The sequence below is a fragment of the Leisingera sp. SS27 genome (assembly GCF_028368855.1).
Taxonomy (GTDB): Bacteria; Pseudomonadota; Alphaproteobacteria; order Rhodobacterales; family Rhodobacteraceae; genus Leisingera.
In genome coordinates this window covers 17,109-42,164 of the sequence record NZ_JAQNCY010000019.1, presented here as the reverse complement: position 1 = coordinate 42,164, position 25,056 = coordinate 17,109, and the positions used below count along the sequence as shown (strand labels likewise).

The 25,056-nt window shown below is 61.4% G+C and carries 23 protein-coding genes; 12 read left to right on the top strand and 11 right to left on the bottom strand.

Going from position 1 to position 25,056, the window contains the following annotated elements; translation table 11 throughout:
* Positions 1-85: 85 nt before the first annotated feature.
* The 7 genes from N6L27_RS22730 to dnaE form a co-directional block, all read right to left on the bottom strand.
* Positions 86-724 carry a hypothetical protein gene (locus tag N6L27_RS22730; protein WP_271909709.1) on the bottom strand — a complete coding sequence of 213 codons (639 nt, stop codon included), beginning with the start codon at positions 722-724 and terminating at the stop codon, positions 86-88.
* A 53-nt stretch (positions 725-777) separates the two neighbouring features.
* Positions 778-1,746 (bottom strand): hypothetical protein, encoded by a 969-nt coding sequence (locus tag N6L27_RS22725; protein ID WP_271909708.1) that lies wholly within the window; start codon positions 1,744-1,746, stop codon positions 778-780.
* Positions 1,747-1,796: 50 nt separating this feature from the next.
* Positions 1,797-3,638 carry a hypothetical protein gene (locus N6L27_RS22720; RefSeq protein ID WP_271909707.1) on the bottom strand — a complete coding sequence of 614 codons (1,842 nt, stop codon included), beginning with the start codon at positions 3,636-3,638 and terminating at the stop codon, positions 1,797-1,799.
* Positions 3,639-3,672: 34 nt separating this feature from the next.
* Positions 3,673-3,930: a PAAR domain-containing protein gene (locus N6L27_RS22715; RefSeq protein ID WP_271909706.1), complete on the bottom strand. Its 258-nt coding sequence runs from the start codon at positions 3,928-3,930 to the stop codon at positions 3,673-3,675.
* Positions 3,927-5,186 (bottom strand): DUF4123 domain-containing protein, encoded by a 1,260-nt coding sequence (locus tag N6L27_RS22710; protein ID WP_271909705.1) that lies wholly within the window; start codon positions 5,184-5,186, stop codon positions 3,927-3,929. The genes N6L27_RS22715 and N6L27_RS22710 overlap by 4 nt, the downstream gene beginning before the upstream one ends.
* Entirely contained in the window at positions 5,183-7,132 is a 1,950-nt protein-coding gene (locus tag N6L27_RS22705; RefSeq protein ID WP_271909704.1) for a type VI secretion system Vgr family protein, read from the bottom strand. Before N6L27_RS22705 ends, N6L27_RS22710 begins: the two co-directional genes overlap by 4 nt.
* A 305-nt stretch (positions 7,133-7,437) precedes the next feature.
* Complete coding sequence (gene dnaE / locus N6L27_RS22700) at positions 7,438-10,950, bottom strand: DNA polymerase III subunit alpha (RefSeq protein ID WP_271909703.1); 3,513 nt, start codon at positions 10,948-10,950, stop codon at positions 7,438-7,440.
* Between the two features lie 507 nt (positions 10,951-11,457).
* On the opposite strand from dnaE, the gene N6L27_RS22695 reads away from it, so the two are divergent.
* The 7 genes from N6L27_RS22695 to N6L27_RS22665 all read left to right on the top strand — a co-directional run bounded on the left by N6L27_RS22695 (position 11,458) and on the right by N6L27_RS22665 (position 17,158).
* Entirely contained in the window at positions 11,458-11,589 is a 132-nt protein-coding gene (locus tag N6L27_RS22695) for a hypothetical protein (RefSeq protein ID WP_271909702.1), read from the top strand.
* Positions 11,586-13,103, top strand: coding sequence for an ABC transporter ATP-binding protein (locus tag N6L27_RS22690; protein ID WP_271909701.1), 1,518 nt, complete (start codon positions 11,586-11,588; stop codon positions 13,101-13,103). Before N6L27_RS22695 ends, N6L27_RS22690 begins: the two co-directional genes overlap by 4 nt.
* Before the next feature lie 66 nt (positions 13,104-13,169).
* Positions 13,170-14,252, top strand: a complete 1,083-nt coding sequence (locus N6L27_RS22685; protein ID WP_271909700.1) for an ABC transporter permease — start codon at positions 13,170-13,172, stop codon at positions 14,250-14,252.
* Positions 14,252-14,569 (top strand): hypothetical protein, encoded by a 318-nt coding sequence (locus N6L27_RS22680; RefSeq protein ID WP_271909699.1) that lies wholly within the window; start codon positions 14,252-14,254, stop codon positions 14,567-14,569. Before N6L27_RS22685 ends, N6L27_RS22680 begins: the two co-directional genes overlap by 1 nt.
* A gap of 4 nt (positions 14,570-14,573) precedes the next feature.
* Entirely contained in the window at positions 14,574-15,494 is a 921-nt protein-coding gene (locus N6L27_RS22675; RefSeq protein ID WP_039183920.1) for an ABC transporter permease, read from the top strand.
* Between the two features lie 59 nt (positions 15,495-15,553).
* Entirely contained in the window at positions 15,554-16,627 is a 1,074-nt protein-coding gene (locus N6L27_RS22670; protein ID WP_271909698.1) for a BMP family ABC transporter substrate-binding protein, read from the top strand.
* Positions 16,628-16,807: 180 nt separating this feature from the next.
* Positions 16,808-17,158 (top strand): VOC family protein, encoded by a 351-nt coding sequence (locus tag N6L27_RS22665; protein ID WP_271909697.1) that lies wholly within the window; start codon positions 16,808-16,810, stop codon positions 17,156-17,158.
* A gap of 225 nt (positions 17,159-17,383) precedes the next feature.
* On the opposite strand, the gene N6L27_RS22660 is transcribed toward N6L27_RS22665, so the two are convergent.
* A complete protein-coding gene (locus tag N6L27_RS22660; RefSeq protein ID WP_271909696.1) occupies positions 17,384-17,875 on the bottom strand; it encodes a hypothetical protein in 492 nt (163 codons plus the stop codon).
* Between the two features lie 277 nt (positions 17,876-18,152).
* Between N6L27_RS22660 and N6L27_RS22655 the strand changes: the two genes are divergently transcribed.
* Genes N6L27_RS22655 through N6L27_RS22645 form a run of 3 tightly spaced genes read left to right on the top strand, consistent with a single transcriptional unit; the run spans position 18,153 to position 20,834 of the window.
* Complete coding sequence (locus N6L27_RS22655) at positions 18,153-19,103, top strand: aldo/keto reductase (RefSeq protein ID WP_271909695.1); 951 nt, start codon at positions 18,153-18,155, stop codon at positions 19,101-19,103.
* A 4-nt stretch (positions 19,104-19,107) separates the two neighbouring features.
* Positions 19,108-20,178, top strand: a complete 1,071-nt coding sequence (locus N6L27_RS22650; RefSeq protein WP_271909694.1) for an NAD(P)/FAD-dependent oxidoreductase — start codon at positions 19,108-19,110, stop codon at positions 20,176-20,178.
* A complete protein-coding gene (locus N6L27_RS22645; protein WP_271909693.1) occupies positions 20,178-20,834 on the top strand; it encodes a DUF938 domain-containing protein in 657 nt (218 codons plus the stop codon). Before N6L27_RS22650 ends, N6L27_RS22645 begins: the two co-directional genes overlap by 1 nt.
* A 70-nt stretch (positions 20,835-20,904) precedes the next feature.
* On the opposite strand, the gene N6L27_RS22640 is transcribed toward N6L27_RS22645, so the two are convergent.
* Positions 20,905-21,756: a LysR family transcriptional regulator gene (locus tag N6L27_RS22640; RefSeq protein ID WP_271909692.1), complete on the bottom strand. Its 852-nt coding sequence runs from the start codon at positions 21,754-21,756 to the stop codon at positions 20,905-20,907.
* A gap of 99 nt (positions 21,757-21,855) precedes the next feature.
* Between N6L27_RS22640 and N6L27_RS22635 the strand changes: the two genes are divergently transcribed.
* Positions 21,856-22,458 carry an HD domain-containing protein gene (locus tag N6L27_RS22635; protein ID WP_271909691.1) on the top strand — a complete coding sequence of 201 codons (603 nt, stop codon included), beginning with the start codon at positions 21,856-21,858 and terminating at the stop codon, positions 22,456-22,458.
* 69 nt (positions 22,459-22,527) lie between these two features.
* Here the strand turns inward: N6L27_RS22635 and N6L27_RS22630 are convergent, their stop codons facing one another.
* Positions 22,528-23,451: a LytTR family DNA-binding domain-containing protein gene (locus N6L27_RS22630; protein WP_271909690.1), complete on the bottom strand. Its 924-nt coding sequence runs from the start codon at positions 23,449-23,451 to the stop codon at positions 22,528-22,530.
* A 181-nt stretch (positions 23,452-23,632) separates the two neighbouring features.
* On the opposite strand from N6L27_RS22630, the gene N6L27_RS22625 reads away from it, so the two are divergent.
* On the top strand, positions 23,633-23,821 hold the full coding sequence (locus tag N6L27_RS22625) for a hypothetical protein (protein ID WP_271909689.1): 189 nt from the start codon (positions 23,633-23,635) through the stop codon (positions 23,819-23,821).
* 336 nt (positions 23,822-24,157) lie between these two features.
* Here N6L27_RS22625 and N6L27_RS22620 read toward each other — a convergent pair whose 3' ends face one another.
* A complete protein-coding gene (locus tag N6L27_RS22620; RefSeq protein WP_271909688.1) occupies positions 24,158-25,051 on the bottom strand; it encodes a LysR family transcriptional regulator in 894 nt (297 codons plus the stop codon).
* Positions 25,052-25,056 lie beyond the last annotated feature (5 nt).

The window sequence follows — 25,056 nt, the reverse complement described above, 5'->3', positions numbered from 1 at the left end:
CTTGGTGGCAAACCTCCGGCCGTGGTTTATTGGCTGAGAAAAGACGAAACCCAAACAGGTCAGCAGGAGCAGAGAGTAGCTTAAGTTACGCCGAAAGCTGTCCAACGATTGGGGAGTAGCTCACCCCCTCAGCCTCCCAATGTTGGGGCCAGAGCTGATCATCCTCGACAAAAAACTCCAGGTCGATCCGGTAGGCGGCAAAGGTTTGCCCGTTTTCCAGTATAACTTTCTCAGTTTGAGTCTGGGAAAACTTGTGTTGCCCATTGCTCCAAATCAGCGGGAGCCGCAGCACCCTGTCCTCACCAAATCGGGTCTGAGGCTGGCCGACGAATCCGCTTTGCACCTCATCATAGATGACGTGCAAGGCGTTGATTTCCTGGCTCTCGCGTGTTTTGAAATCCAGGCGTTCAACTGAGACTTCAAAACTGACATCATCCCGCAGGCTCTGTTCATACTCCCCTGTATCCGGGTTCTTACCGGTGATAGGTGAAAATATCAGCGACAGGGTGTTGCGGCCGGGCTGAACAGCCCAACTAATACTGCCGCTTGAATCGCCATGCCCGAAATTGACGTTTTCACGAATGTGCATGTCGTTGACGCGCAGGCTCCAGATGGCCCCGCCTGAGACAATATTGGCATAGTAGCCGTGGTCCATGTCTTGGGCCATCAGCGGGGCGGTGAGGGCCAGAAGCAGAGCGGCGGCCCAGTTCAGAATGCGTGTCATAAAAAACTCTTGGTCAGATGGCCCGCCGCAAAAAGGGCAGCGGGCCGGAGGGGTCAGAGGCCGATGTTGATTTCGGCGATTTTCCATTCGCCAGCCACTGTTTTGTAGAAAACGACTGGAACAGTGGTGATCTCGCCGGTTTGAGGGTGTTCCCAAACAAAAGGATCCGGGCGGATCCATACCAGGCGGCCGTTGCCATAGATTTGCACGGCTGCTTTCTGCAAATCAGTGACTAGTTCCAGCGGTTGCAGCACTTCACCATCTGGCTGTACAGCTTTGTAACTATTCAGGCCATCGTCAACGTTTTCGATAAACTCTCGTGCCGATGAGTATTCTGTATAAATATGCGCGGCGCGAGCCCAGGACGGTTCCATCATTCGAAAGAACACCTCGGTATCGCCCCGCTGAAACAGGCTGTGGACATCCTGATAAGCCGCCCAAAGCTCCCGCCGCATGTCCGGGGTGTCCTCCAGCGGCACTGCCTCAGCCTCCCAATGCTGCGGCCAGAGTTGATCATCCTCGACAAAAAACTCCAGGTCGATCCGGTAGGCAGCAAAGGTTTGCCCGTTTTCCAGTATAACTTTCTCGGTTTGGGTCTGGGAAAACCTGTGTCGCCCATCACTCCAAATCAACGGGTGCCGCAGCACCCTGTCCTCACCAAAGCGGGTCTGGGGCTGGCTTATGAAGCCCGACCGTTCTTCATCATAGATGATGTGCAGAGCGTTGATTTCCTGGCTCTCGCGTGTTTTGAAATCCAGGCGTTCAACTGAGACTTCAAAACTGACATCATCCCGCAGGCTCTGTTCATACTCCCCGGTATCCGGGTTTTTACCGGTGATTGGTGAAAATATCAGCGACAGGGTGTTGCGGCCGGGCTGAACAGCCCGACTGATATTACCGCTTGAATCGCCATGGCCGAAATTGACGTTTTCACGAATGTGCATGTCGTTGACGCGCAGGCTCCAGATGGCCCCGCCTGAGACGATATTGGCATAGTAGCCGTGGTCCATGTCTTGGGCCATAGTTATGTTCCTGCTCGTTATCAGCATCATAGTCGCTAAGAAAAGTGATTTCAGTAGTCTTCCCATTTGCCTTTGACTTCCTCAAAGATTGTTCTTGTGTGCTCAGCTGAAAACTCCGCAAGGGCGTTCTGGGCTGATATCTTCTTTTTCATATTTCCCTCTTCCGCAACCGATTGGACAATTTCATCATCGACTTGTTGGAACAAATCGGATGCGTTTCCATCCATGCGAAATGGATCTTTCTGATCAAGTAAGTCTTGTGTGCGATTTTTGCGCTGACGTTTAACGTCCAGACTCCCACCAATCTTCGCCTTCACGGTCACACCTTCGAAACTGTATTTGCGTTGGCGCTTGCCCTCATGCATGCGCATAGCCCAGGTCCAGGAGGTGTTGATTGTGCCGCTGGCACCGGCTTGGGCTTCAACGATCCAGACTTCAACTTGAACTTCGATGGCTATTTTGGCCTCACCGCGGATTTTCAACTCGCCGCCAAACTCCTGGGAAATCCCGTCCCAGGCGGCATCCATTTCACCATTGGCGGGAAGGGTGATCCTGGCGCCGCTGTTGATGCCATGGATCAGCTTGCCGGTGGCGGCAACTTTTAGGTAAGCTTCCAATTGACCTTTTACATACTCACCTTCCGCCATGCGTGCGCGGGCTTGTTGTACCGCTCGGCCAGTAGCCGGTGTAGCGACGGCAGAGATTAGCGCATCAATGATATCAAGGCGGCCTGAAATTCCGATTTCGAATTCCGATTTCAGTTTTCCAATATTCAGCTCCAGGTCTGGTGACCCCTTCTTGGCGTTGATCTCAAATCCCATGGGAGAAAAGCTGAGCGACTTACTGAGAGTTATGCCGGAAGAATAGGCGGTCAGATCCAGTTTTTTGCGATCCTTTGTGTTGCCCATTGCAACATAGTGATCCATCTGGCCGATAATGCTGGCCATAGTGCCTATCAGGCCTGGCGCGTTCTTTCCGTCATCAACGGCCTCTCCTGTACTGCTGTTGCCGCCTGCCTCGCCCTCTGCCTTGATGGTAAGGTTGCCGTATTTTCCCTCCAGCGTGCCCTTGGCGGTTGCCGCCGCCTTAACCCCGCCGGTGGTAAAGCTGATGCGGGTGGCCAGTTCCAGCTTGCCGTCCAGTTTGGCATAGGGCACCGGGATCACCCTAAGTTCCGTGCCGATGGAGCCGTCATCCAGGCATTGAACCGGCTTGAAGGTGGCCGCGGTTGTGCCGCCAGAGGCCTTCTGCAGTGCCATCACCGCATCAAAGGCAAACAGGGCATAAAGCACATTTTCCGGCACGTAGTTCTTGAGCATCAGCGCCGTGCTGAACCCCTGCGCCTCCCCGGCCGGAACAGTGGCCTTTTGGGCCTCAATCTGTGCAGTCCGGTCTGCCAGTCTGCTGGTGAGGATCCGAGGGCGATCGGGGTGACCCACCTCGCAGCCCCGCCCCTTCCACTCCACGTCCAGATTGGAAACCAGGTTGTTGCCCTGCATCTCCTTGGCGACCGTCAGCATCTTTGTTTGCCCCAATACTGGCGGCCAATAGAGCTTGCGGGAGCTGTCGGAGCTATCGGTCACGGTCCCTGCCAGCATGCAGCAGGGTTCCTGCATCTTGCAATCGACGCAGGCCTTACCGAACTCCGTATCAATTTTACCGTCCCCATCGGCGTCCGGTTCCGGCGGGATAGGGCTTTGGGTGAGCGGCGGGTTGCCGCCTCTGGCGTAGTTGTTCGCCAAGGCACCAAGCCTATGGCTGTCATTGGCAGGATCCGTGCCTTGCGCGATCTGCCGAAGAACCTCTTTGGCGTCGCCCCGGCTCGCAAACGCTTCCGGTTTGTACTTGAGCAGAAAAGCGTAATCGGCGGCTTCAGGAGTGAAATTGGTCACTGGAAATACTCTGTCATTCGGTCGGAAAGGAAAACTACGGAACTTTCTGCGACGGCGAGCCGGTCACGATGGTTCCGCCATGGCTGGTTTTGGACCCGATATGCGCGGTCGGCTTGCCGTCGGTGATGCAATCGCTGCTGCCGGTTACGATAACCGCGCCGCAGGCGGTGGCATCTCCGACCGTGGCCACGGGTATGCCGTCGCAGGTTGAGTGGGACGACACGCCAGTGATCGCATTGCGCCCGCATTTCGGGCAGTCATGCACATCCCCCAGCCGGGCGGTTGGTTTCATCGCTCACCTCCGGCCACGTCACGCAGCAGCTGCTCCTGATCCATTCTGGTCATCCACTCCAGCAGGCTGTTCTTACGCTGCCAGGGCAGTTTTCCGGGCTCGGTAAGCGCAGCATGCGCTTCGGAATGGCGCTCCCAAAATGCATCACCGAACTTCAGGAGGGTGCGCGCGATTGCGGTGATTTGCTTTTTGCTGCTCATGCCAAACCTGGCCGCCGCTTCGGGAGCCAGGGTCGCGGCCCGCAGGCATTCCTCCTGAGAGTAGCATTCCTGCTGGCTGCTGTGCAGAAACAGCGCAAGCTTGGCAACCGCCCGGTCCCGATGAAGCCTGCCGAATTTTTCAAAGCTCACTTCGTCAATTCGAAGAGGCCTGTCGGGACAGTCCGTCAGCGCAGTGTCCCAAGTCAGCTGAACAAGACGGTTCCGGCAGCTTTCCGGCGGGGAAAAAATGCCGGGCGGTTCGGATATCTTGGAGGGATCCGGCACGACGCATTGCGGACTGAGCGGTACAATCACACTGTTGAAGGGGCGCAAGAGCTGGCCGAGGACCTCAGGCGGAAGCGCAACTGTCGAATCCAAGAGCACCCGCGGGTCATAAAAGCGGAAGTACTGCGGCACCGCCGTGCCGATAGGGGTCGGCAGCATGGTGAAACGTCTCAGATGCCGTCTCAGCTCCTCTGTCCCGAGGCAGGTTTTCAGCAGAATTCCGGAATGCTCCTGGGGCGGACGTTTCCGCAGTTCACTATACAGCGGATCAAGCCTGTCCAACCTGATGATCCATGGCGCTGCCGCCAGCTTTTCCGGATCCTGAGTTGTATATAGGCAGGCGGATTCCAAGCGGGATCCAGAAATGAGCTGCGGCAGCCCTGGCCAGTTCACTCCGTCCAGAACCGCCCACAGCTCCCTGCTCGGTTCCAGCGCATCCCAGTTCACCTCTTCAAAACATAGGGGCACGCCGGAAGCCAAAGGTACTGGTTCCGCCACCAGAACCGGTCTTGCGGCATCTGCGCGGGCCGCTGCGGCCGTCAGCTGTTCCGAAGGAGGCAGCTCGGACAGCAGCTGTGCAGACCTAACTTTGGACAGCCGAGCCTGACCGGCAGCCACGGAAGCCCGTAGAGTTGCTTCGAGTTCCGGACGCCCAGCTGCGCGCAGCATAAGCTGCGCCAAAACCTTACCGTGCCCGCCGCCCCAGAACGGCTGTGCCTCTTCCAGGGCGCTCAGCTCGCAGTCAGCAATCCATATGGGATGCATGGTCATTCGCCTTTCAGCGGGCAATGGGATACAAACGGCGTTCCTTCACCGGCGGCAGCCTTCAGGACCGCGGGGATAGGCGGCAGGGCCGCGGCACCAGGCGAAGCGGAGCCGACATTTAAGACCGGAGCGGCGTTGACCGCCCCGCCTTCCAGAACCAATGCAGCACCACCGGCAACCAGCGTGATCTTGGAGGCATCCAGCACGATCTCCCCGCCCGCTTTGATCGTGAGGTCCCCGCCAGCGCTTACGGCATAACTGCCGCCAACGTCGCTGCCCCGGTCGGCATCTGTCTTTTCAAGGATTGGCCCCGTCACCTTCAGGTTTAGCGACCCGTCGATGGTTTCGGTCCGGTCTGCGGCAACATCCAGGTTGGAGGCATTGCCGACAGACACGTTGTCGTCAAATTCGACGCGCCGCATGGAGGAGTTTTCCACATGCATGTTCAGATCCTTCTGTGCGTGCATGTAGATGAATTCTTCACCGGACTGATCTTCAAAGGTCAGCTCGTTGAAGCCTTGCCCTTGATGTGATTTGGTTTTGAACACGGAACGGGACCGTTTTGCCGGCAAATCCACAGGCGGTTTGTTGCGGCCGTTGTAGACGCAGCCGGTGACCAGCGGTTTGTCGGGGTCGCCCTCCAGGAACTCGACCACCACCTCCATGCCGATGCGGGGGATCACCATGCCGCCCCAGCCCTGGCTGGCCCAGTTCTGGCTGACCCGGCAGCGCATGGAATACGACTTCTCCAGGTCCCAATGGAAATGCACCAGGATGCGGCCGTGCTCATCGCAGTCGATCTCGCCCTCGCCAACCACCACGGCCGTTTGCGGGCCCTGCACCACCGGCACCGGCGTCACCCGCGGCGGCACCATCGGGGCGGTCACGGGCATCAGCCGGTAGTCGGCAGTGAAGGGGCGGCCGGCAGAGGCGCCTTCCCGGTTCGATCCATAGCTTTGGCTGACAAAAGAATAGCGCGCCCATAGGCAAAGGTGTTTGGCGCCGTCGCCGGGCACCGCATCGCCGCCCCCCAGCGGCACGACGCCGCCCGGCCGCAAGCCGGTGATGTCGCCGCTGGCGAACTGGCGCGCATCATGGCCGCGCTCCTCTTCGCAGCGCAGCTGCGCCACCGTCTTGCCGCGCCCAAGGTCCAGGTAGCCGCCGGGATAATCATAGGCTTCCAGCTGGCCTTCGGCATAAGCCGCGTCGCCCAGGCGGTCGCTTTCCATCGCCGCCATCGGCGTCTTGAAGTTGTAATCCGTCAGCCGGGTTGCGCCCGTCGTCAGCCGCCGCTCCGGCCCCCAGGCCCAGAAATGCTCGCCCGTGGCGCCCTGGTTCTGGGCCGCGCCGTAATAGGGGCGGGATGGGATTTCGGCGTGGTTCAGCACGTCGTCCGTCAGCACCAGCGTGTGGCTGGCCTCCTGGTGGCGGATGTGAAAGGAGATCCCGAAGCGCTCCATCAGGCGGCGCGTGAAATCCAGGTCGCTTTCACGGTACTGCACCGTGTACTCCAGCTCCGGGTAGTCGTTGCTCAGAGCGGTTTCCAGATGCGGATTGCCCAGATGGCCGTAGTCCGCCAGCAGCTCCTGCAGGATCTCCACCACGGTTTTATGGTGAAAGATCCGCTGGTTGCGCCGTTTTCCGGCCAGCCAGAACCAGGGCCGGAGCCGCAGATCATAGCGCCAGCCGTTCTCGCCCGGGCCTTTCCAGCGGGCCTCGGTGATGATGCCGTCAAACAGCGCAGGCCCTTCCGCACCGGCGATCGTGACCGTGGCATGGGTGCCCAGCAGCGCATCGAAATCCAGATCATCCCGTGTGGCCAGCGCCTCGACGGAATAGTCAAACAGCCCGTTCAGCGCCTCGGTTCCGTCAAAGCGCATCAGCACCAGCGCTTCCGGCCCCAAGACGGTTGTCAGACGCCCCAGCCGGGCGTCCTGCACAAATGCGTTCATCAAATAAAACCCTTAAAAGTTGTGCCGGACACTAAGGGTTTCCGCACAAGGGTCAAGGGATCGCCAGCCCGCGGGAAGGGGGAATTACCGGGTGTTCGACGCAGGGCGCAGAGGCATATCCCCGGCGCCGCCCCGGCCGCGCGCCAGACGCCCAAATGCCGCGTCGCTCAACCAGAATAGATCAGACATGCACACCGCTCGTTTTCGAGCTCCGGATCACACGACACATCGGAAATCAATGCATCCTGACCCTAGTCAGAGCTCTGCACCTTACTTCCGAATACCTTGAATGCAGATTGGGGGCCTCAAATCTCCTCCACGTCCAACACCCCGTCCAGCGACTTAAGGGCGCCTTTGATCTGCGGATTGATCGGAAACGCCTGGCCCAGATCCATTTCCACATCTCCGGGCAGGCCGGGATCCTGCAGGTACATGTAGACCTCTCCGCGCGATGCATTGCGGGCCGCCGCCTTGGCATCCTCCAGCACCTGCGCCACGGTGCCAACAGCCGCCGCATCACTCAGGTACACGCGCAAGGAGCTTCGCCCGGCATCCGCAATGGCGCTGTCCACCGGCCCGACCGAGCGCACCAGAAGTTTCAGCTGGTCGCTTTCCATCGTCGCCTCAGCCGTGATCACCACCTTGGCGCCAGTCTCCAGAAACTCGCGGGACTTCTCCAGCACCTCGGAGAACAGCGTCACCTCATAGGCTCCGGAAGGGTCGCTCAGCTGGGCAAAGGCAAAGCGGTTGCCGCGCGCCGACTTCCTCTCCTGCCGCCCCGCGACCACGCCGCCCATCTTGGCCATGAACGGCCCGCGTTCGGCCTTGGCTGTCACCTCGTCCAGCGTCATGACATCCTTGCGCTTCAGCGCGGGCATGTAATCGTCCAGCGGATGGCCCGAGAGGTAGAAGCCAATCGCCTTGAATTCCTCAGACAGACGCTCGGCCGGCAGCCAGTCCGGCACATTGGGCAGCCGCGGCTCCGGCAGGTCCTCGCCTGCCTCACCGAACAGCGACACCTGGCTGGAATTCCTCTGGTCATGCACCGCAGCAGAGTAATCGACCAGTGCGCCGAGGCTCTCAAACACCCGGCGGCGGTTGCTGTCCAGCTGATCAAAGGCCCCCGCCCGCGCCAGCATTTCCAGCGGCCGCTTGCCGACCTTCTTGAGGTTCACCCGGCGGGCGAAGTCGAAGACATTGACAAAGGGACGCTCGCGGCCGTCCTCATTTCGCGCCTCGGCCACCAGCCGCATCACATCCAGGCCGACGTTTTTCAGCGCGCCCAGCGCATAGACCAGCTCACCATTGACCACGTTGAAGGTCGCCAGCGAGCGGTTGATGCAGGGCGGCACGTATTTAAGCTTCAGCCCCTTCTTCACCTCTTCGAAGTAGATCGCCAGCTTGTCGGTCAGATGGATATCGCAGTTCATGACGCCGGCCATGAACTCCACCGGGTGGTTGGCCTTCAGCCAGCCGGTCTGGTAGGACACCACCGCATAAGCCGCCGCGTGGGATTTGTTGAAGCCGTAGTTGGCGAATTTCTCCAGAAGGTCGAAAACCTCGCTGGCTTTCTTCTTGTCGACCCCGTTCTCCGCCGCGCCCTTCTCGAATTTGGGGCGCTCGGCGTCCATCGCCTCCTTGATCTTCTTACCCATCGCCCGGCGCAGCAGGTCGGCGCCGCCAAGGGTGTAGTTCGCCATCACCTGGGCGATCTGCATCACCTGTTCCTGATAAACAATGATGCCCTGGGTCTCTTCCAGGATGTGGTCGATCAGCGGGTGTACCGAGGTGATCTCGCGCTGGCCGTTCTTCACCTCGCAGTAGACCGGGATGTTTTCCATCGGGCCGGGGCGGTACAGCGCCACCAGCGCCACGATGTCCTCGATACAGGTGGGTTTCATGCGCTTCAGCGCATCCATCATGCCGGTGGATTCCACCTGGAACACCGCAACCGTCTTGGCGCGGGAGTAGAGATCATAAGTGACCTTGTCATCCAGCGGAATGGCGTTGATCTGGTTCTCCGCCCCCTCCGGCGGCTCATAGAGCTGGGTGCCATCCTCAGCTATATGCAGATCGCGGCCTGACTGGAAGATCAGGTCCATGGCGTTTTGAATGACGGTAAGTGTTTTCAGGCCGAGGAAGTCGAACTTCACCAGCCCCGCCTGCTCCACCCATTTCATATTGAACTGGGTCGCAGGCATGTCCGAACGCGGATCCCGGTAGAGCGGCACCAGCGCATCCAGCGGCCGGTCCCCGATCACCACGCCCGCCGCGTGGGTGCCGGCAGAGCGCAGCAGCCCCTCGACCTGCTGGCCATAGGTCAGCAGCCGGTCCACCACCGGCTCGTTGCGGGCCTCTTCGCTCAGACGCGGCTCTTCCTTCAGCGCGTCCACGATCGACATCGGCTTCACACCTTCGACCGGGATCAGCTTGGACAGCCGGTCCACCTGGCCATAAGGCATCTGCAGAACCCGCCCCATGTCGCGCACCGCCGCCTTGGACAGCAGCGCGCCAAAGGTGATGATCTGCCCAACTTTATCCCTGCCGTATTTCTCCTGCACGTATTTGATCACCTCTTCGCGGCGGTCCATGCAGAAGTCGATGTCGAAGTCGGGCATCGACACCCGTTCCGGGTTCAGGAAGCGTTCGAACAGCAGGGAATAACGCAGCGGATCAAGGTCGGTAATCGTCAGCGCATAGGCCACCAATGAACCCGCACCGGAGCCCCGCCCCGGCCCCACCGGAATGTCGTGGTCCTTGGCCCATTGGATAAAGTCGGCAACGATCAGGAAGTAGCCCGGGAACCCCATCCCTTCGATGATGCCCAGCTCGAAATCTAGCCGCTCCTGGTATTCCTCCACGCTCACCGCGTGGGGGATCACCGCCAGACGCTGCTGCAGGCCCTCATTGGCGATGCGGCGCAGTTCGGCCACCTCGTCATCGGCAAACTTCGGCAGGATCGGGTCGCGCCGGTAGGCCATGAAGGCGCAGCGCTTGGCGATCTCCACCGTGTTTTCAATCGCCTCGGGCAGGTCGGCAAACAGCGCAACCATCTCCTCCTGGCTCTTGAAGTAATGCTGTGCGGTCAGCCGGCGGCGCGGCTCCACCTGATCGACATAGGCGCCCTCGGCGATACAGATCATGGCGTCATGCGCCTCGAACATTTCCGTGTTGGGGAAATAGACGTCATTGGTGGCGACCAGCGGCAGGTCCATGGCATAGGCCATTTCCACATGGCCACGCTCAGTCTGCTTCTCCGCCTCCGGCTGGCCGTGCTCTCCCGGATGGCGCTGCAACTCCACATACAGGCGGTTCGGGAAGATGGCCTTCAGCCGCTGCATCAGCGCTTCCGCCGCCGGGCGCTGGCCCATCTGCAGCAGCCGCCCGACCGGCCCGTCCGGGCCGCCGCTGAGGCAGATCACGTCACCAGCGTTCTCTTCCAGCTCCTCCAGCGTCACATGCGGCAGCTCGCCCCCCTGCCGCAGATACAGGCAGGAGTTCAGCTTCATCAGGTGCTCATAGCCCGCCTCGCTCTGCGCCAGCAGCACCAGCGGCGCGGGCGGTTTGGGCCGCTCCCCCGGCGCCGGTTCGGTGAACCGCAGATCCACCTGGCAGCCGATGATCGGCTGCACACCGGCGCCACTTGCCGAAACCGAAAACTCCAGCGCCGAAAACAGGTTGTTGGTGTCCGTCACCGCAATTGCGGGCATCTCGTGCTTCTTGCACAGGTCCGGCAGCTTTTTAAGCCGCACGGCGCCTTCCAGCAGCGAGTATTCGGTATGGGTGCGCAGGTGAATGAATCGGGGAGAGCTTGTCATGGCGCCACGCTATCTTATTGACACGCAGAGGCGAAAGAGCGATCTGTGCGATGAACACCCGCCAAAACCGGTGCGGTGGGCAATGCATTTTATCCATTTTGTTGAAACTCTTTCGCATCCAGCGCGTAAAGCCTCCGCAAACCTGCAGATAAAACGCATAAATATTAACGACCTACCCGTATGTGCCGCAATTTTCTTGCTCCGCAGAATACTGCAGCGCAGCACCGGTTTTCCTTGCTTTGGCAACGGACCGCTCCCTAGGCTGCTGGCAGCAAGCAATAAACAGCCCGCCTCCCTTCTGCGCCGCATCGAGGGGACGGTACTCCGGGTCAACAGGGTAAAGCGGCGGTATCGGGAAGATGCGCAACTCGCAATGCAATGTGGGTCAGCTTGACCTGTGCTCAGGGCCGGTGCAGCCCGGCGCGCGTACCGCTGGTGCCGTTCCATCATGGCATCCTCGCGGCCATACCCCTGAAATCGCAGGGCATTTGCCCAAACACTATTCCCATGGCGGGAAACCGGCAGTATCCCTTGGCGGCACTGCATCCGGCCATCCGCAATGAAACGGAGAACGGGATGCCCGCCGCGGCGGCGGCTGACTGGGGGATCAGAACAATGAAAGAGGACCGGCGCACGTGACTGTACCACTGTTGAGCCTTCAAGGCCTGACCAAGGCCTACCCCGGAGTGGTGGCAAATGACACTGTCTCCTTTGACATCGGCGAGGGCGAAGTGCATGCCCTGCTGGGCGAAAACGGCGCCGGCAAGTCGACCCTGGTCAAGATGATCTACGGGCTGGTCAAACCCGACAGCGGCAAGATGCTGCTGCGCGGACAGCCCTATGAGCCCGCTGAGCCGCGCCAGGCGCGCGCCGACGGCATCGCCATGGTGTTCCAGCATTTCTCGCTGTTCGACGCGCTCAACGTGGCCGAAAACATCGCCCTGGGCATGGAAAACCCGCCCGAGATGCGCGACCTCGCTGCCCGCATCCGCGAGGTGTCGGAAACCTACGGCCTGCCGCTGGATCCCTACCGCACCGTCGGCGACCTGTCGGCAGGGGAACGCCAGCGGGTCGAGATCATCCGCTGCCTGCTGCAGGACCCCAAGCTTCTGATCATGGATGAGCCAACTTCGGTGCTGACGCCGCAAGAGGTGGAGATCCTGTTCAAGACCCTGCAGAAGCTGCAGTCAGAGGGCACCTCGATCCTCTATATCTCCCACAAGCTGGAAGAAATCCGCACCCTGTGCGACCACGCCACCATCCTGCGGCTGGGCAAGAATGTAGGCGAGTGCATTCCCTCTGAAACCTCCGCCCGGGACATGGCCGAAATGATGGTTGGCAGCACCCTGCAAACGCCTGAACGCGGCAGCCGTGAGTTCGGCGAAGTCGCAATGGACATCTCCGGCCTGTCGGTGCCTGCGCCTTCCGCCTTTGGCACCGCGCTCAAAAACGTGCATCTGACCGTGCGCAAGGGTGAGATCCTCGGCATCGGCGGTGTGGCCGGTAACGGCCAGGACGAATTGCTGGGGGTGCTGTCCGGCGAAACCCTGACCGAACCCGACGCAGTGAAACTGCATGGGCAGCCAATCGGCAAGCTGGGTCCAACCGCCCGGCGCAAGCTTGGTGTGCTGGCCGCGCCGGAAGAACGCCTCGGCCACGCCGCTGCGCCGGACATGAACCTGACCGAGAACGCAATGCTCACCGGTTCGGTGCGCGAGGGGCTGGAGAAGAACGGATTCCTCGACTGGGGTGCCACCAAGGACTTTGCCGAACGCATCATCAAGGCGTTTGATGTTCGCACACCGGGCCCCGGCAATGCAGCCCGGTCGCTGTCCGGCGGCAACCTGCAGAAATTCGTGATCGGGCGGGAGGTGCTGCAGGACCCGGATGTGCTGGTGGTGAACCAGCCGACCTGGGGCGTTGATGCCGCCGCCGCCGCATCCATCCGCCAGTCGCTTCTGGATCTCGCGGCCAAGGGTGCGGCGGTCATTTGCATCAGCCAGGATCTGGATGAGCTGATGGAAATCTCCGACAGCTTTGCCGCCCTCAACGAAGGCCGCCTCAGCGCCCCGCGCGAGGCTGCAGGCCTGACGGTGGACGAGATCGGCCTGATGATGGGCGGCGCGCATGGCATGGAGGTGGCGCATGTCTGACACCGCCTGCAGAGTTTTCGCCTTTGGCGAGAGTATTTTTGGAAAGATGAAACAGGGAGCCGCTTCATGATCCGGCTTGAGAAACGGCCGCAGCCGTCGCGTGCCTGGTCGATGGCGACGCCGCTGGTGGCGGTGATTGCCACCATGATCGTTGGCGGACTGCTGTTCGCGGCGCTTGGCAAACCGCCGGTGGAGGCGATCCGCACGATTTTCTGGGAGCCTCTGTTTGGCGAGTTCTCCTTCTACTACCGCCCGCAGCTCTTGGTGAAAGGCGCGCCGCTGGTGCTGATCGCCATCGGCCTGTCGCTGGGCTTCCGTGCCGGCATCTGGAACATCGGCGCCGAGGGCCAGTACATCATGGGCGCCATCTTCGGCGCCGGCGCCGGCCTTGCCTTCTACCCCTCGGACTCTTTCCTCATCTTCCCGTTTATGGTCATTGCCGGTGCATTCGGCGGCTGGCTCTGGGCAATGATCCCGGCGGTGCTGAAAACCCGCTTTGGAACTAACGAAATCCTGGTCTCGCTGATGCTGGTCTATGTGGCCGAGCAGTTCCTGGCTTCGGTCTCGCTGGGCCTGCTGAAAAACCCCGAGGGCTTCGGCTTCCCAGGCTCCCGCAACCTGCAGTCCTGGGACGCTGCCCATAATGCCGAGCTGATTGTCGGCACCGGCATGCACTGGGGTGTGGTGGCGGCGTTGATTGCGGTGATCTTTGCCTATGTTCTGCTGAACCGCCACATGACCGGCTACCACATCCGCCTGACCGGCGAGGCACCGCGGGCGGCCAAATTCGCCGGCGTGAACCCCACCCGCCTGGTACTGTTCTGCCTTGGCACCTCTGGCGCGCTGGCAGGCTTGGCCGGGCTGTTTGAGGTCTCTGGCCCCTCGGGCCAGATCTCCATCGACTTCAACGTGGGCTATGGCTTCACCGCCATCATCGTCGCCTTCCTGGGCCGCCTGCACCCCGTCGGCATCCTGCTGGCAGGCGGTCTGATGGCGCTGACCTACATTGGCGGCGACATCGCCCAGTCGAACCTGCAGCTGCCTGCAGCCGCGATTCAGGTCTTCCAGGGGATGCTGCTGTTCTTCCTGCTGGCGTTCGACCTCCTGACCAATTTCCGCATCGCAATCGGCAAGCCGGAGGTGGCGTGATGGGACAAGTGGTGCGCTCTCTGCGAATGTGGGACCCCGAAACTGAAAAGCATATCGTGCTGGAGGCTAACGAAAGTCAGTTGCGTTTGCTGGAGGCAGACATTCGCGCCAATAAGGACGCCATTGCAGCCCTGTATGAATGGGACAGCCTTTGCAGGAGTTCCCTAGCTAATGGCGAAACTTCTTCGCCTGAGCTTCCCCCGAGCATGAGTATTTTCTGGGCCATTTTGAAACAGCACGATCCGCGTTGGCCCGGTGGAATGGGCAGCAGGCTGTTGAACGAAATGACCGCCCGCATCTGCGGCGAACGGAGCTGAAAACATGGATCTTTCTGCAATCAACCCGGTCTTGCTCATCGCCTCGCTGATGGTGGCGGCAACCCCGCTGCTGCTGGCTGCGATCGGTGAACTGGTGGTCGAAAAGGCGGGCGTCCTGAACCTCGGGGTCGAGGGGATGATGATCGTCGGCGCCATCGCGGGCTTTGCAACTGCTGTTGAGAGCGGCTCGCCCCTCCTTGGCTTCGTTGCTGCCGCCATCGCAGGCGCGGCCCTGTCGATCCTGTTTGCCATCCTCACCCAGTTTGCCCAGGCAAACCAGGTGGCCTCCGGCCTGTCGCTGACACTCTTTGGCCTCGGTCTGTCGGCGCTGATGGGGCAATCCTATGTCGGTATCAAGCCGCCGCAGATGGGTGACATCCACATCCCGGTCCTGAGCGACCTGCCCGTTGTCGGGCCGATCCTGTTCGGCCATGACATCATCCTCTACTTCGGCATCGCCCTGACCGCCGCGGTCTGGTGGGTGCTGAAATACTCCCGCCTCGGCCTGGTGCTGCGTGCAGTGGGTGAAAACCACGACGCCGCCCATGCGCTGGGATACAAGGTGCTGAAAATCCGCTTGGCTGCGATCATGTTCGGCGGCGCCTGCGCAGGCCTGGGCGGCGCCTACATCAGCCTTATCCGCGTGCCGCAATGGACCGAAGGCATGACCGCCGGTATCGGCTGGATCGCGCTGGCGCTGGTGGTCTTTGCCAGCTGGAAACCCTGGCGCGCACTCTTGGGCGCCTATCTCTTCGGCGGCGTCACCGTGGTGCAGCTCAATCTGCAGGCCGCGGGCGTTGCCATTCCGGTCGAGTATCTGGCAATGTCGCCCTATCTGATTACAATCATTGTGCTTGTTATCCTTTCGGCGGACAAAAGCAGCGCACCTGCCTCGCTTGGCCGCAACTTCCACGCCTCCCGCTAGACGGGGGGCTTTTCACTGCCCCCTGCCCGGGGCCAAAAGATCAAACTGGGGAGAACCTGATGAAACTGACCAACCTTCTGACCAGCGCCGCCGTGGCGCTTGGCCTGGCCGCAGGCGCGGCGATGGCCGACACCACCAAAGTGGGCTTTGTCTATGTCGGCCCCGTCGGCGACGGCGGCTGGACCTATGAGCACGACCAGGGCCGCAAGGCGGTTGAAGCTGAGTTCGGCGATCAGGTCGAAACCGTCTATGTGGAAAACGTCGCCGAAGGCCCCGACGCCGAGCGCGTGATGACCCAGATGGCGCTGGAAGGCGCTGACCTGATCTTTACCACCTCATTCGGCTACATGGATCCGACCATCAACGTCGCCAAGAAGTTCCCGAACGTGAAGTTCGAGCACGCCACCGGCTACAAGCGCGCCGACAACGTCTCGACCTATTCCGCCCGCTTCTATGAGGGCCGCGCGGTGCAAGGCACCATCGCGGGCCACATGACCGAGAGCAACATCATCGGCTACATCGGCTCCTACCCGATCCCGGAAGTGATCCGCGGTATCAACTCTGCCTATCTCCATGCCAAGAAGGTGAACCCCGACGTCCAGTTCAAGATCGTCTGGGCCTTCACCTGGTTCGACCCGGCGAAAGAGGCTGACGCCGCCAAGGTGCTGATCGAACAGGGCGCCGACGTGATCCTGCAGCACACCGACTCCACCGCGCCGCAGGCAGCCGCACAGGCCGCAGGCAACGTGATCACCTTCGGCCAGGCCTCGGATATGTCTGAATACGCGCCGAAACCGCGCGTCTCCTCCATCATCGACGACTGGGCGCCCTACTATATCGCCCGCACCCGCGCAGTGATGGACGGCACCTGGGAGAGCGCAGACACCTGGGACGGCATCGGGGCCGGCATGGTTGGCATCGGCGAGATTTCGGATGCGGTTCCGGCGGACGTCAAGGCCGCTGCACTGGCAATCAAGGACGCTCAGGCTGACGGCTCCTACCACGCCTTCACCGGCCCAATTAACAAGCAGGACGGGTCCGCCTGGCTGGCAGAGGGCGAAACCGCTGATGACGGCACCCTGGCCGGCATGAACTTCTATGTCGAAGGCATCGAAGGCGACATTCCGCAGTAAGCGGCCCCTCCCATGACGCACAAAGGCCCGCCATTTGGCGGGCCTTTTCATTTTCGGCACACCCCCGGTTTCTCAAAGCCTGCTGACATACCCTGTCACTGCCTTGATGTACTCCCACTCCACCAGCTCGCGCAGACCTGCCTGCGGCACGCTCAAGCACTTTGGAGATTGCTTTTGAAAATGAATTACTTCGTTGTCGGCACCAACAACATGGATGCCGCCGTCAAATTCTATGACGCGCTTTTTGAAAACCAGGGATTTACCCAGGTCCGGCCCAGCGACCGGATGACCTACTGGCTCAAGGACGATTTCGCCTTTGCCGCCGCCCTCCCCTTTGATGGCGCACCCGCCAGCAATGGCAACGGCACCATGGCGGGCTTCAGCCTCGGCTCCGCAGATGAGGCCGCCCGGCTGCACCAGAAGGCGCTTGACCTGGGCGGCACCTGCGAAGGCGCGCCGGGCCAGCGCGGGCCGAGGTTTTCGGCCTATGTGCGGGACCTGGATGGGAACAAACTGTGTTTCGCTAATTAACAGGAACCGGAGTCCGCCTCAGGTCTGGCAGCCTCTCTCTCCGGAACCGATTGGTGGTCCGCTTTGCAAACAAAGTCAGCTCTCAGGTCTCGCATTAAGGCAAGTCTCGTACAGCACTGTCAGCGCACTTAGAAAAAATAGAGCAAGCAGCGCGGATCCACCCTCAAGAACCAGAAAACCGGTAAAGGCCGTTTCTGGTAGCTCAGCCAGTGCGTTTACACCGGTCTATAAAACTGACAACCCCGCCGCCGCCAGCATAAGCGAACCTCCCAAAGGTTTGGTTTTCTGCCAGGACTGCCGCAGGGTCAGCTTTTTGTCGATTGCAGCTGCTGGAAGAATAAGCCCGATCCGGAACCCTAGATAATACGTGCAGAGTGAAATAACCAACGTCGACCCGGTGGCACTTCCAGCCCAATTCAAACCACTGCTTGGCAGTAGGTAACTCACATTTTTTAGTAGCACAAAAAGGCCGATGGCAGGAGCAACCGTAGCCAATCCCGCAACAAGTGCTCGCCAGAAGTAGCTCCAGCTGCGCTGTGTTGACCAGGCGGGCAGCCAGCCTCCTGGCGCCTCATTCGCAAGCACATAACGGTGCCATGCAACTATAAGCCAGATATGAGCCGCTGCGAACAGAACACCGCCCGCGACACTCAGCAGTAAGTACAGAAGGTCAGTTGCAGACCCCTGATCCGAAGCCTTGCGGGTCAGACCGCCCAAGAAGCCATGGGATCAGAACAATCTTTAACGTGGCTGCCGGTCGTTCAGTCAGCTTGGCCAACGACCTGTCGCACAACTTCCAAAAGCCATCCATCTAAGCCGTGCCCCAATACAGCTCCTCTCAATCGCAGCTGTTTCCTAAACGGATTATCCAACACTCGTAAGAACGCTCGCTCAGCAATCAATCACTTTGCTGCGAGAGCGGGGCAGGACCAATTGCTTCCGGCGGCACATATCCTCTTTCCCCCTCCCTTCCCCCTGTGCCAAGCTCTGCGCCATGAACCGGATTCTGACCTCTCCAGACGGCACACCCGCCAGCCGTTTCGCCTTTGGCTGCATGCAGTTCGGCGGCCGCGCCTGCGAGGCGCAATCGGCAGAAATGTACGCTGCCTGCCGCGCCGCCGGCATCACCCATTTCGACACAGCCTGGGTCTATACCGATGGCAACTCAGAACAGATTCTCGGCCGCCTCATCAAGGCAGAGCGGGAGCAGCTGCTGATTGCCACCAAGGCAGGTTACGAGGGCGGCGCAGGGGCTGCCAACCTCCGCGCCCAATTGGATCAAAGCCGCCGCCGGCTGGATCTGGACATGGTCGATGTCTTCTACCTGCACCGCTTCGACCCGCACACCGACCTGCGCGAAACGATGGACTGCTTTGCCGCGCTCAAGGACGAAGGCGTGATCCGCTATGCGGCGCTGTCTAACTTCGCCGCCTGGCAGGTGATGAAGGCGCAGATGGCGGGACTGGCCTCCGGGGTTTCCGTCGACATTCTGCAGCCGATGTATTCGCTGGTAAAACGCCAGGCTGAAGTGGAGATCCTGCCGATGTGTGCGGATCAGGGCATCACCGCAGTACCCTACTCGCCCCTCGGCGGAGGGCTGCTGACCAGCAAATACGCCACAGGCGGCACAGGCCGCATCACCGAGGACGCAGGCTACAGCATCCGCTACAGCCCGGCCGCCATGCACCAGACCGCCGCAGCGCTGGCAGAGCTTGCTGCCCAGCGGGGCACCCATCCGGCCACACTTGCAGTGGCCTGGGCCGCCGCCCACGCATCTGCGCCGGTGCCGATTATCTCCGCCCGCAATGCGGAGCAGCTGCAGCCCTCGCTGGCAGCGCTGGATCTCCCGATGGACGCGGATCTCTACCATGCAATCGAGGCGCTCAGCCCCCGGCCAGCTCCTGCCACCGACCGGCTGGAAGAACAACAAGACCACAAGGACTAGACCCATGCAGGATTTCATCGTCATCGGCGGCGGAATGGCCGGCACCAGCGCCGCCGCCAGGCTGGCAAGCCTCGGCATCGTCACCCTGCTCGAGATGGAGGACGCGCTTGGCTACCATTCCTCCGGCCGCTCCGCCGCGCTGTTTGAGGAAAACTACGGCCACGGCCCCACCGTCGAGCTGAACCGCGCCAGCGCAGCGCACCTGCGCGAGAACGGCTACCTGTCGCCGCGCGGGCTGATGCTGGTCGGGGCCAAAGGGGACGCCAACCTTTTTGCCCGCGACGTGGACGAACTGGGCATGGCCACGCTGGAACTGGACGAGGCCCGCGCCATGGTGCCGATCCTGAACCCGGAGACCGTCGGCTACACTGCGATCAGCGGCGCGGCAGAGGACATCGATACCGACCGGATGCTGCAGGACTTTGCCAAGGCCCTGCGCGCCGCAGGAGGCCGGACCGTTACCAAGGCGCCGGTAACCACGATCAGCCGGGTCAGCAGCGGCTGGCAGGTCACCGCAGGCGGTGAGGTTTATGAGGCACGAAACCTGGTCAACGCCGCTGGCGCCTGGGCCGATCAGGTCGCGGCACTTGCTGGTGTCGCCGCAATCGGCCTGCAGCCCAAGCGCCGTTCGATGGCCCGGCTGCCCGCCCCCGGCGGGCATGACGTCAGCGGCTGGCCGATGCTGCTGGGCGTGGGCGAAACCTGGTATGCCAAACCCGACGCCGGCAAGCTCCTGGTCTCTCCCGCGGATGCTGATCCGGTGGACCCGCATGACGCCTACGCGGACGACATGGTGCTGGCCGAGGGGCTGGCACGCTACGAGGAAATGGTGACAGAGCCGGTAACGCGGGTCGAAGGCAACTTTGCCGGCCTGCGCAGCTTTGTCGCTGATGGCACCCTGGTGCTTGGGCCGGATCCGGACCAGCCGGATTTCATCTGGTGCGCAGGTCAGGGCGGATACGGCATTATGACCGCGCCCGCCGCGTCGCAACTGATTGCCGATCTGGTGGCAGGCCGCGACCCGGTTCTGGACACCGCCACGGTCGCTGCCCTGTCGCCCGCACGGCTGCGCTGATGCCGGTACGCTCCGTTCCCGGCGCGGCCTCTGTGTCGGAGCCGAAAGGCGGCAAGCTGTTCGCGCCTTCCGCCGAGCGCAACAGCAGCGCCATCTGCGACCTGCTGGCTGATGTGGCCCCGTCGCAGGGCCGTGCTCTGGAATTGGCCAGCGGCACCGGCCAGCATGTGATTGAATACGCTGCCCGCCTGCCCGGCCTGCACTGGCAGCCAACAGAGGTGGACGCCGCCCGCCGCGCCAGTATCCAGGCCTATGCCGATGAGGCGGGCCTGCCCAACATTGCACCGCCCTTTGCTCTGGACGCCACCGCCCCCGGCTGGGGCGCGGATCATGCAGGCCAGAACCTGATCGTGCTGGTGAACCTCCTGCACCTGATCAGCAGGGACGAGGCCCGGAACCTGATCCAGGAGGCCGCCGCCGCATTCGCCCCCGGCGGGCGGTTTGTTGTCTACGGCCCCTTTATGCGCGGCGGAGACTTTATCAGCGAAGGCGACCGCGCCTTCCACGCCGCCATCACCGCAAACGACCCGGAAACCGGATACAAGGATGATGCTGAAGTCATCCGTTGGCTGCAGACTGCCGGGCTGGACTTGGTTCAGGCGATGGAGATGCCCGCCAACAACCTGGCGCTGGTGACCGAACGGCCCGCAATCTGAATTCCGGCGCGGAATTCAGCCCGGAAAACACGTGTTTTCCGTGGAAAATTCCGCGCCGGAATTTTCTCAACTAGCCGCTGCCCCGCACCTCCTGCAGCCCTTGGACCACCTGGCGGATATGCTCCAGCGCCGGGTTGTCGGGCAGATAAAGCACGCGGCAGCTCAAGCTGATCTCCGGCGCGCCCTCCACTGCGTGCAGCCTGCCCGCCGCCAGCGCCTCTGCTGCCATATAGGCCGGGAAGTATCCCATGCCGCCCCGGCTTTGCAGGTAACGCAGCCCCATCAGAGCATTGCCCAGCACGATGTGCTGGCGGCTGCGGGCAGGCAGCACCCCTTGCAGCTGCGCGTCATATTCCGCGCCGAATTCCAGGTTGATGAACAGGGGAAGCGCGTCCTGCCCCAGCCGCAACGGACGGTCCGCCACCAGCACCAGCCGCTCCGGCGGCAGCTCTTCCGCTGCCAGCCGCGTGCCCGCCGGCATCTCATTGACGATCGCCACATCCAGCAGGCGGCGCGCCACCGCCTCGCCCATGTTCATCGCGTGATCGTAGTTCAGCGTAAAGGGCACCGTGCCCTGCACCTCCTCCAGCCAGACGGCCACATCAACCAGCAAGGGATCCCAGACCGACAGCTGCGCCCCCAGCCGCAGCGGCACCTGACCCGCCAAGCTTGCCTTCAGATCGCCCGCGACAAAGTCCCATGTGCGCATCATCTGCTCGGCGTAGGGCAGGAACTGCCGGCCCGCCGCGCTCAGCCTTGTGCCGCCGGGTCCGCGGTCGAACAGCGGCGTGCCGAGCGCCTCCTCCAACGACTTGATCCGGGCGCTGACGGCGGTTTGCGTCACATTCAACGCCCGCGCCGCACCGTGAAAGCTGCCCGCGGCCTCGATGGCCAGAAAGGTTTTGAATGCGCTGATCTGCATAGTGATCACTATTTATGCTCGCAGTGAGCAAATCAATTCGTTTTCCTGCTCACCGCAGACCCGCTACCCTGCCAGCAGATCAACCAAAGGACACGCGCCATGCTGGACAAAAGCCACAAGCCAACCTGGACCAGTTTCGAGGAAGCCACCGCCGCCGACTGGGCAGCGGTGGAGAAATATGAAGAGGAATACAACGCCGCCTTGCCCGACCGTATCCTCGACGCCATCCGCTCGCTGGACGAGGATTGGACCCCTTACCCGGTGAACCGCTATCAGCATAGCCTGCAGGCAGCGACCCGCGCCTGGGAGGACGGCGCCGATGACGAGATCATCGTGGCCGCCCTGGTGCATGACACCGGCGACATCCTGTCCCCCTACAACCACGGTGAGCTGTCGGCAGCAATGATGAAGCCCTATGTCAGCGAGAAGACCTATTGGATCCTCAAGCATCACTGCGTGTTTCAGGGCTTCTACTACAACCACCACTTCGGCGGTGACCGGAACGCGCGGGACAAGTACCGCGACAGCCCCCATTGGGAGGATTGCCGGTACTTCTGCGAGAAATACGACCAATGCGCGTTTGATCCGGGGTATCCGACAAAACCGCTGGAGTTCTTCGAGCCGATCCTTCGCAAGGTGCTGTCACGCGGCTGGGGCCATATGGAGCTGGCTGAAACGGCCGAGGAACAGCCTGCGGATTAGACCCTTTACCGTTCAGGAACAGCACCCCGCCCGGCTGGTTTCAAGCGGGGTGTTTCTGCCAGCGGCCCGTCATTTTCCTTCAATCTGCCAGCCCCGCAAAATCTCCCGCACTTGGGCGCGCCGCCCGCGTGCAACAGGCACTTCGCAGCCATCCGCCAGCAGCAGCACGTCGCTCTGCCCGCAGCGCTTCAACCCCGTAACCGTATTACGGGCCACCCACCAGGACCGGTGCGGCTGCAGGCCCGCGTCCTGCGGCATCTGCGCCAAAAGATCGGCCAGCCGTCCGCGCAGGGTCAGTTCGCTGCCTCCTGCCGATATCCGCAAGTAATGCTCCTCGGACTTCACATAGTGCAGCTGGTCCAGCCTGAAGGCGTGTCCGCTCAGCACTACAACTGCAGTACCATTTAACCCGTCTGCACTTTTACCAGCGGTTTGCTCTGCCAGCTCCGGCTGAGTTGAGACAGGCCCAGCCACCGCTGCACTGGCAGGTTTTTCGGGACCTTGCTGCTTGCGCCCGTACAGATCCAGGCCCAGCGCCGTATTGGCCTGCGGCAGGATGAACAGGAACAGAAGCGTTTCAAAAGTATAACTGAGCACCACATTGTAGGGAAACAGCTGCAGTACCACTTGCCAGCTGAGCGCCGTGCCAGTGTAGGGAACGGCCAACGACACAACCAGCACCGTGACCAGCGCCATGGATATCACATTAGGCACCGCGCGCAGCACCCGCACAACCCGCCCGCCCGGCGCCAGTGCAACCCAAGCCAGAAGGATCCCCGTATAGAATGTAATGAAACCCGCAACACAGATGACCCAAAGCAGGACATTCGCATGCAGCGGCATCCCGGCCTGACGGTATCCGTCGGTGTCGAACGCTGCCAGCAGCACGACCACCGCCGCGGCGTATTTCAGGAATACCCCGCTGCGCAAAATCATCATCATTTCATGCACCGTGAACTGCGGCGGTTCACCGAACATGTCAAAAAGCTGCATTTCGCGGCTTTGGAGATTGTCCTTGATCTCCCCCAAACCTATCAGCCCCCCGTTATCAGGTTACCTGTTGATGAGTGGCCGGAGATGGCTTCTTTCCTTGTATTGCCGCACAAAGGAAGCTTTCTCCGCGCTCACCCGTTCACCTTCGTCTATTCCTTTCCCCGTCAATGGCAGATGCAGAATGCGCCAGTTTGTTCCCGCAGATTTCGAGAAAGCCTCCAGCGACCTTGACCGTCTCAAGGAGGCGTATTTCGCCGCCGGTGCAGACCCGGCCGCGCGAGGCACCGCCGAAGCGGCCCTGGCTGCGGCCATGCGCTGGATCAGCATTGCTCTGAACAGCTACCCCCCGCTGGAAATGCCCCGGGACTGAAGCGCAGGCCAGCGCCACGCCAGTGCTCTGCTTTTGATGTCTGAGGCCAGTCCTATCCATTCCTTGATCTTAGTCAGAGGCATTCTGGAATGTGAATGGGTAAATGTATGTTTTCGCAGGGAAACGAGTGCATTTTTCCCTCTAGCGGTTTTCACCGATTATGGTAAAATTCGCCGCAATTCCCCCGCAGGTAAGAGCATTGTTTTCGTCAGCGCAATCCTCATGGAGCACGTCAGTGCACCGGGGCACGCCGGCACCCTCTGTCTGAACATTTGCGCTTCGCACAGCCCGTGGTCACTGAACATCCCCTGCGGCGCGGCGCCCGTTGCCTCCCGCTCAAGCCGCTGGCAGGCGGGCGGCAAGGAAATCCACAAAAGCGCGTGTTTTCGGTTCCAGCTGGCGCCGCTCCGCATAAACTGCGCTCACAGGCGTGCCTGCAGGCAGCGAGGGAAACCCGCTGAGCAGGGCAACAAGATCTCCGCGTTCCAGCTCCCTTCTGGCGGCCCACTCCGGTATCAAGGCGATCCCGCATCCGGACATGGCCAGCGACTTCAGAAACTCCAGCCCGTTCGCTTGCACCGGTCCGTTGACAGGCACCTCGCAGGGACCATCCGGTGTGGCAAACCGCCAAAGCGTCCGGCCAGAAGACGTGCGGAAAGACAGGCACTGATGCGCTGACAAGTCCGATGGATGCGCAGGCCGCCCAAATGCCTCAAGATAGGCCGGACTGGCGCATAGCTGCGACCGGCTGTCAAAAAGCTTGCGGGCGATCAAGCTGGAGTCCTTCAGCTGCCCCATGCGGACAGCAAGATCGATCCTGCCATCCACAAGGTCGCTGAGCGAAGAAGAAAGCAGCAGCCGCACCTTCACCTCCGGGTACCTTCGCAGGAACCCAGGCAGCAGCGGAGAAATCAGCGTAACGGCCAGGTCAGGCTCCGCGGTCAGCGACAGCACTCCTGCAGGCGCACCGGTCATACGGGCGATGCCGCTGCGGGCCGCCTCCAGCTCTTCGGCGGCACGGCGTGCATGGCGGTAATACAACTCGCCGGCCTCAGTCAGGCTTTGTTTGCGGGTGGTGCGCTGAAACAGCCTGGCGCCCAGCATCTGCTCGAGCTGCTGAATCTGTCGCGCCACCGATGACGGCGCGACACCAAGCACCCGCGACGCGGCGGAGAAGCTGCCCTCCTCCACCACACAGACAAACAAATTGACGCTTCCACCTTCGCTCATTTGTG

What these genes read in the sequence shown, in the direction of transcription:
- N6L27_RS22625 (WP_271909689.1), top strand. Translation starts at nt 23,633, where the DNA reads ATGCGCCAGTTTGTTCCCGCAGATTTCGAGAAAGCCTCCAGCGACCTT.
- N6L27_RS22630 (WP_271909690.1), bottom strand. Translation starts at nt 23,451, where the DNA reads ATGCAGCTTTTTGACATGTTCGGTGAACCGCCGCAGTTCACGGTGCAT.
- N6L27_RS22705 (WP_271909704.1), bottom strand. Translation starts at nt 7,132, where the DNA reads ATGAACGCATTTGTGCAGGACGCCCGGCTGGGGCGTCTGACAACCGTC.
- N6L27_RS22675 (WP_039183920.1), top strand. Translation starts at nt 14,574, where the DNA reads ATGGATCTTTCTGCAATCAACCCGGTCTTGCTCATCGCCTCGCTGATG.
- N6L27_RS22710 (WP_271909705.1), bottom strand. Translation starts at nt 5,186, where the DNA reads ATGACCATGCATCCCATATGGATTGCTGACTGCGAGCTGAGCGCCCTG.
- N6L27_RS22635 (WP_271909691.1), top strand. Translation starts at nt 21,856, where the DNA reads ATGCTGGACAAAAGCCACAAGCCAACCTGGACCAGTTTCGAGGAAGCC.
- N6L27_RS22670 (WP_271909698.1), top strand. Translation starts at nt 15,554, where the DNA reads ATGAAACTGACCAACCTTCTGACCAGCGCCGCCGTGGCGCTTGGCCTG.
- N6L27_RS22655 (WP_271909695.1), top strand. Translation starts at nt 18,153, where the DNA reads ATGAACCGGATTCTGACCTCTCCAGACGGCACACCCGCCAGCCGTTTC.
- N6L27_RS22685 (WP_271909700.1), top strand. Translation starts at nt 13,170, where the DNA reads ATGATCCGGCTTGAGAAACGGCCGCAGCCGTCGCGTGCCTGGTCGATG.
- N6L27_RS22695 (WP_271909702.1), top strand. Translation starts at nt 11,458, where the DNA reads ATGGCGGGAAACCGGCAGTATCCCTTGGCGGCACTGCATCCGGCCATC.
- N6L27_RS22650 (WP_271909694.1), top strand. Translation starts at nt 19,108, where the DNA reads ATGCAGGATTTCATCGTCATCGGCGGCGGAATGGCCGGCACCAGCGCC.
- dnaE (WP_271909703.1), bottom strand. Translation starts at nt 10,950, where the DNA reads ATGACAAGCTCTCCCCGATTCATTCACCTGCGCACCCATACCGAATAC.
- N6L27_RS22725 (WP_271909708.1), bottom strand. Translation starts at nt 1,746, where the DNA reads ATGGCCCAAGACATGGACCACGGCTACTATGCCAATATCGTCTCAGGC.
- N6L27_RS22640 (WP_271909692.1), bottom strand. Translation starts at nt 21,756, where the DNA reads ATGCAGATCAGCGCATTCAAAACCTTTCTGGCCATCGAGGCCGCGGGC.
- N6L27_RS22680 (WP_271909699.1), top strand. Translation starts at nt 14,252, where the DNA reads ATGGGACAAGTGGTGCGCTCTCTGCGAATGTGGGACCCCGAAACTGAA.
- N6L27_RS22730 (WP_271909709.1), bottom strand. Translation starts at nt 724, where the DNA reads ATGACACGCATTCTGAACTGGGCCGCCGCTCTGCTTCTGGCCCTCACC.
- N6L27_RS22620 (WP_271909688.1), bottom strand. Translation starts at nt 25,051, where the DNA reads ATGAGCGAAGGTGGAAGCGTCAATTTGTTTGTCTGTGTGGTGGAGGAG.
- N6L27_RS22645 (WP_271909693.1), top strand. Translation starts at nt 20,178, where the DNA reads ATGCCGGTACGCTCCGTTCCCGGCGCGGCCTCTGTGTCGGAGCCGAAA.
- N6L27_RS22715 (WP_271909706.1), bottom strand. Translation starts at nt 3,930, where the DNA reads ATGAAACCAACCGCCCGGCTGGGGGATGTGCATGACTGCCCGAAATGC.
- N6L27_RS22665 (WP_271909697.1), top strand. Translation starts at nt 16,808, where the DNA reads ATGAATTACTTCGTTGTCGGCACCAACAACATGGATGCCGCCGTCAAA.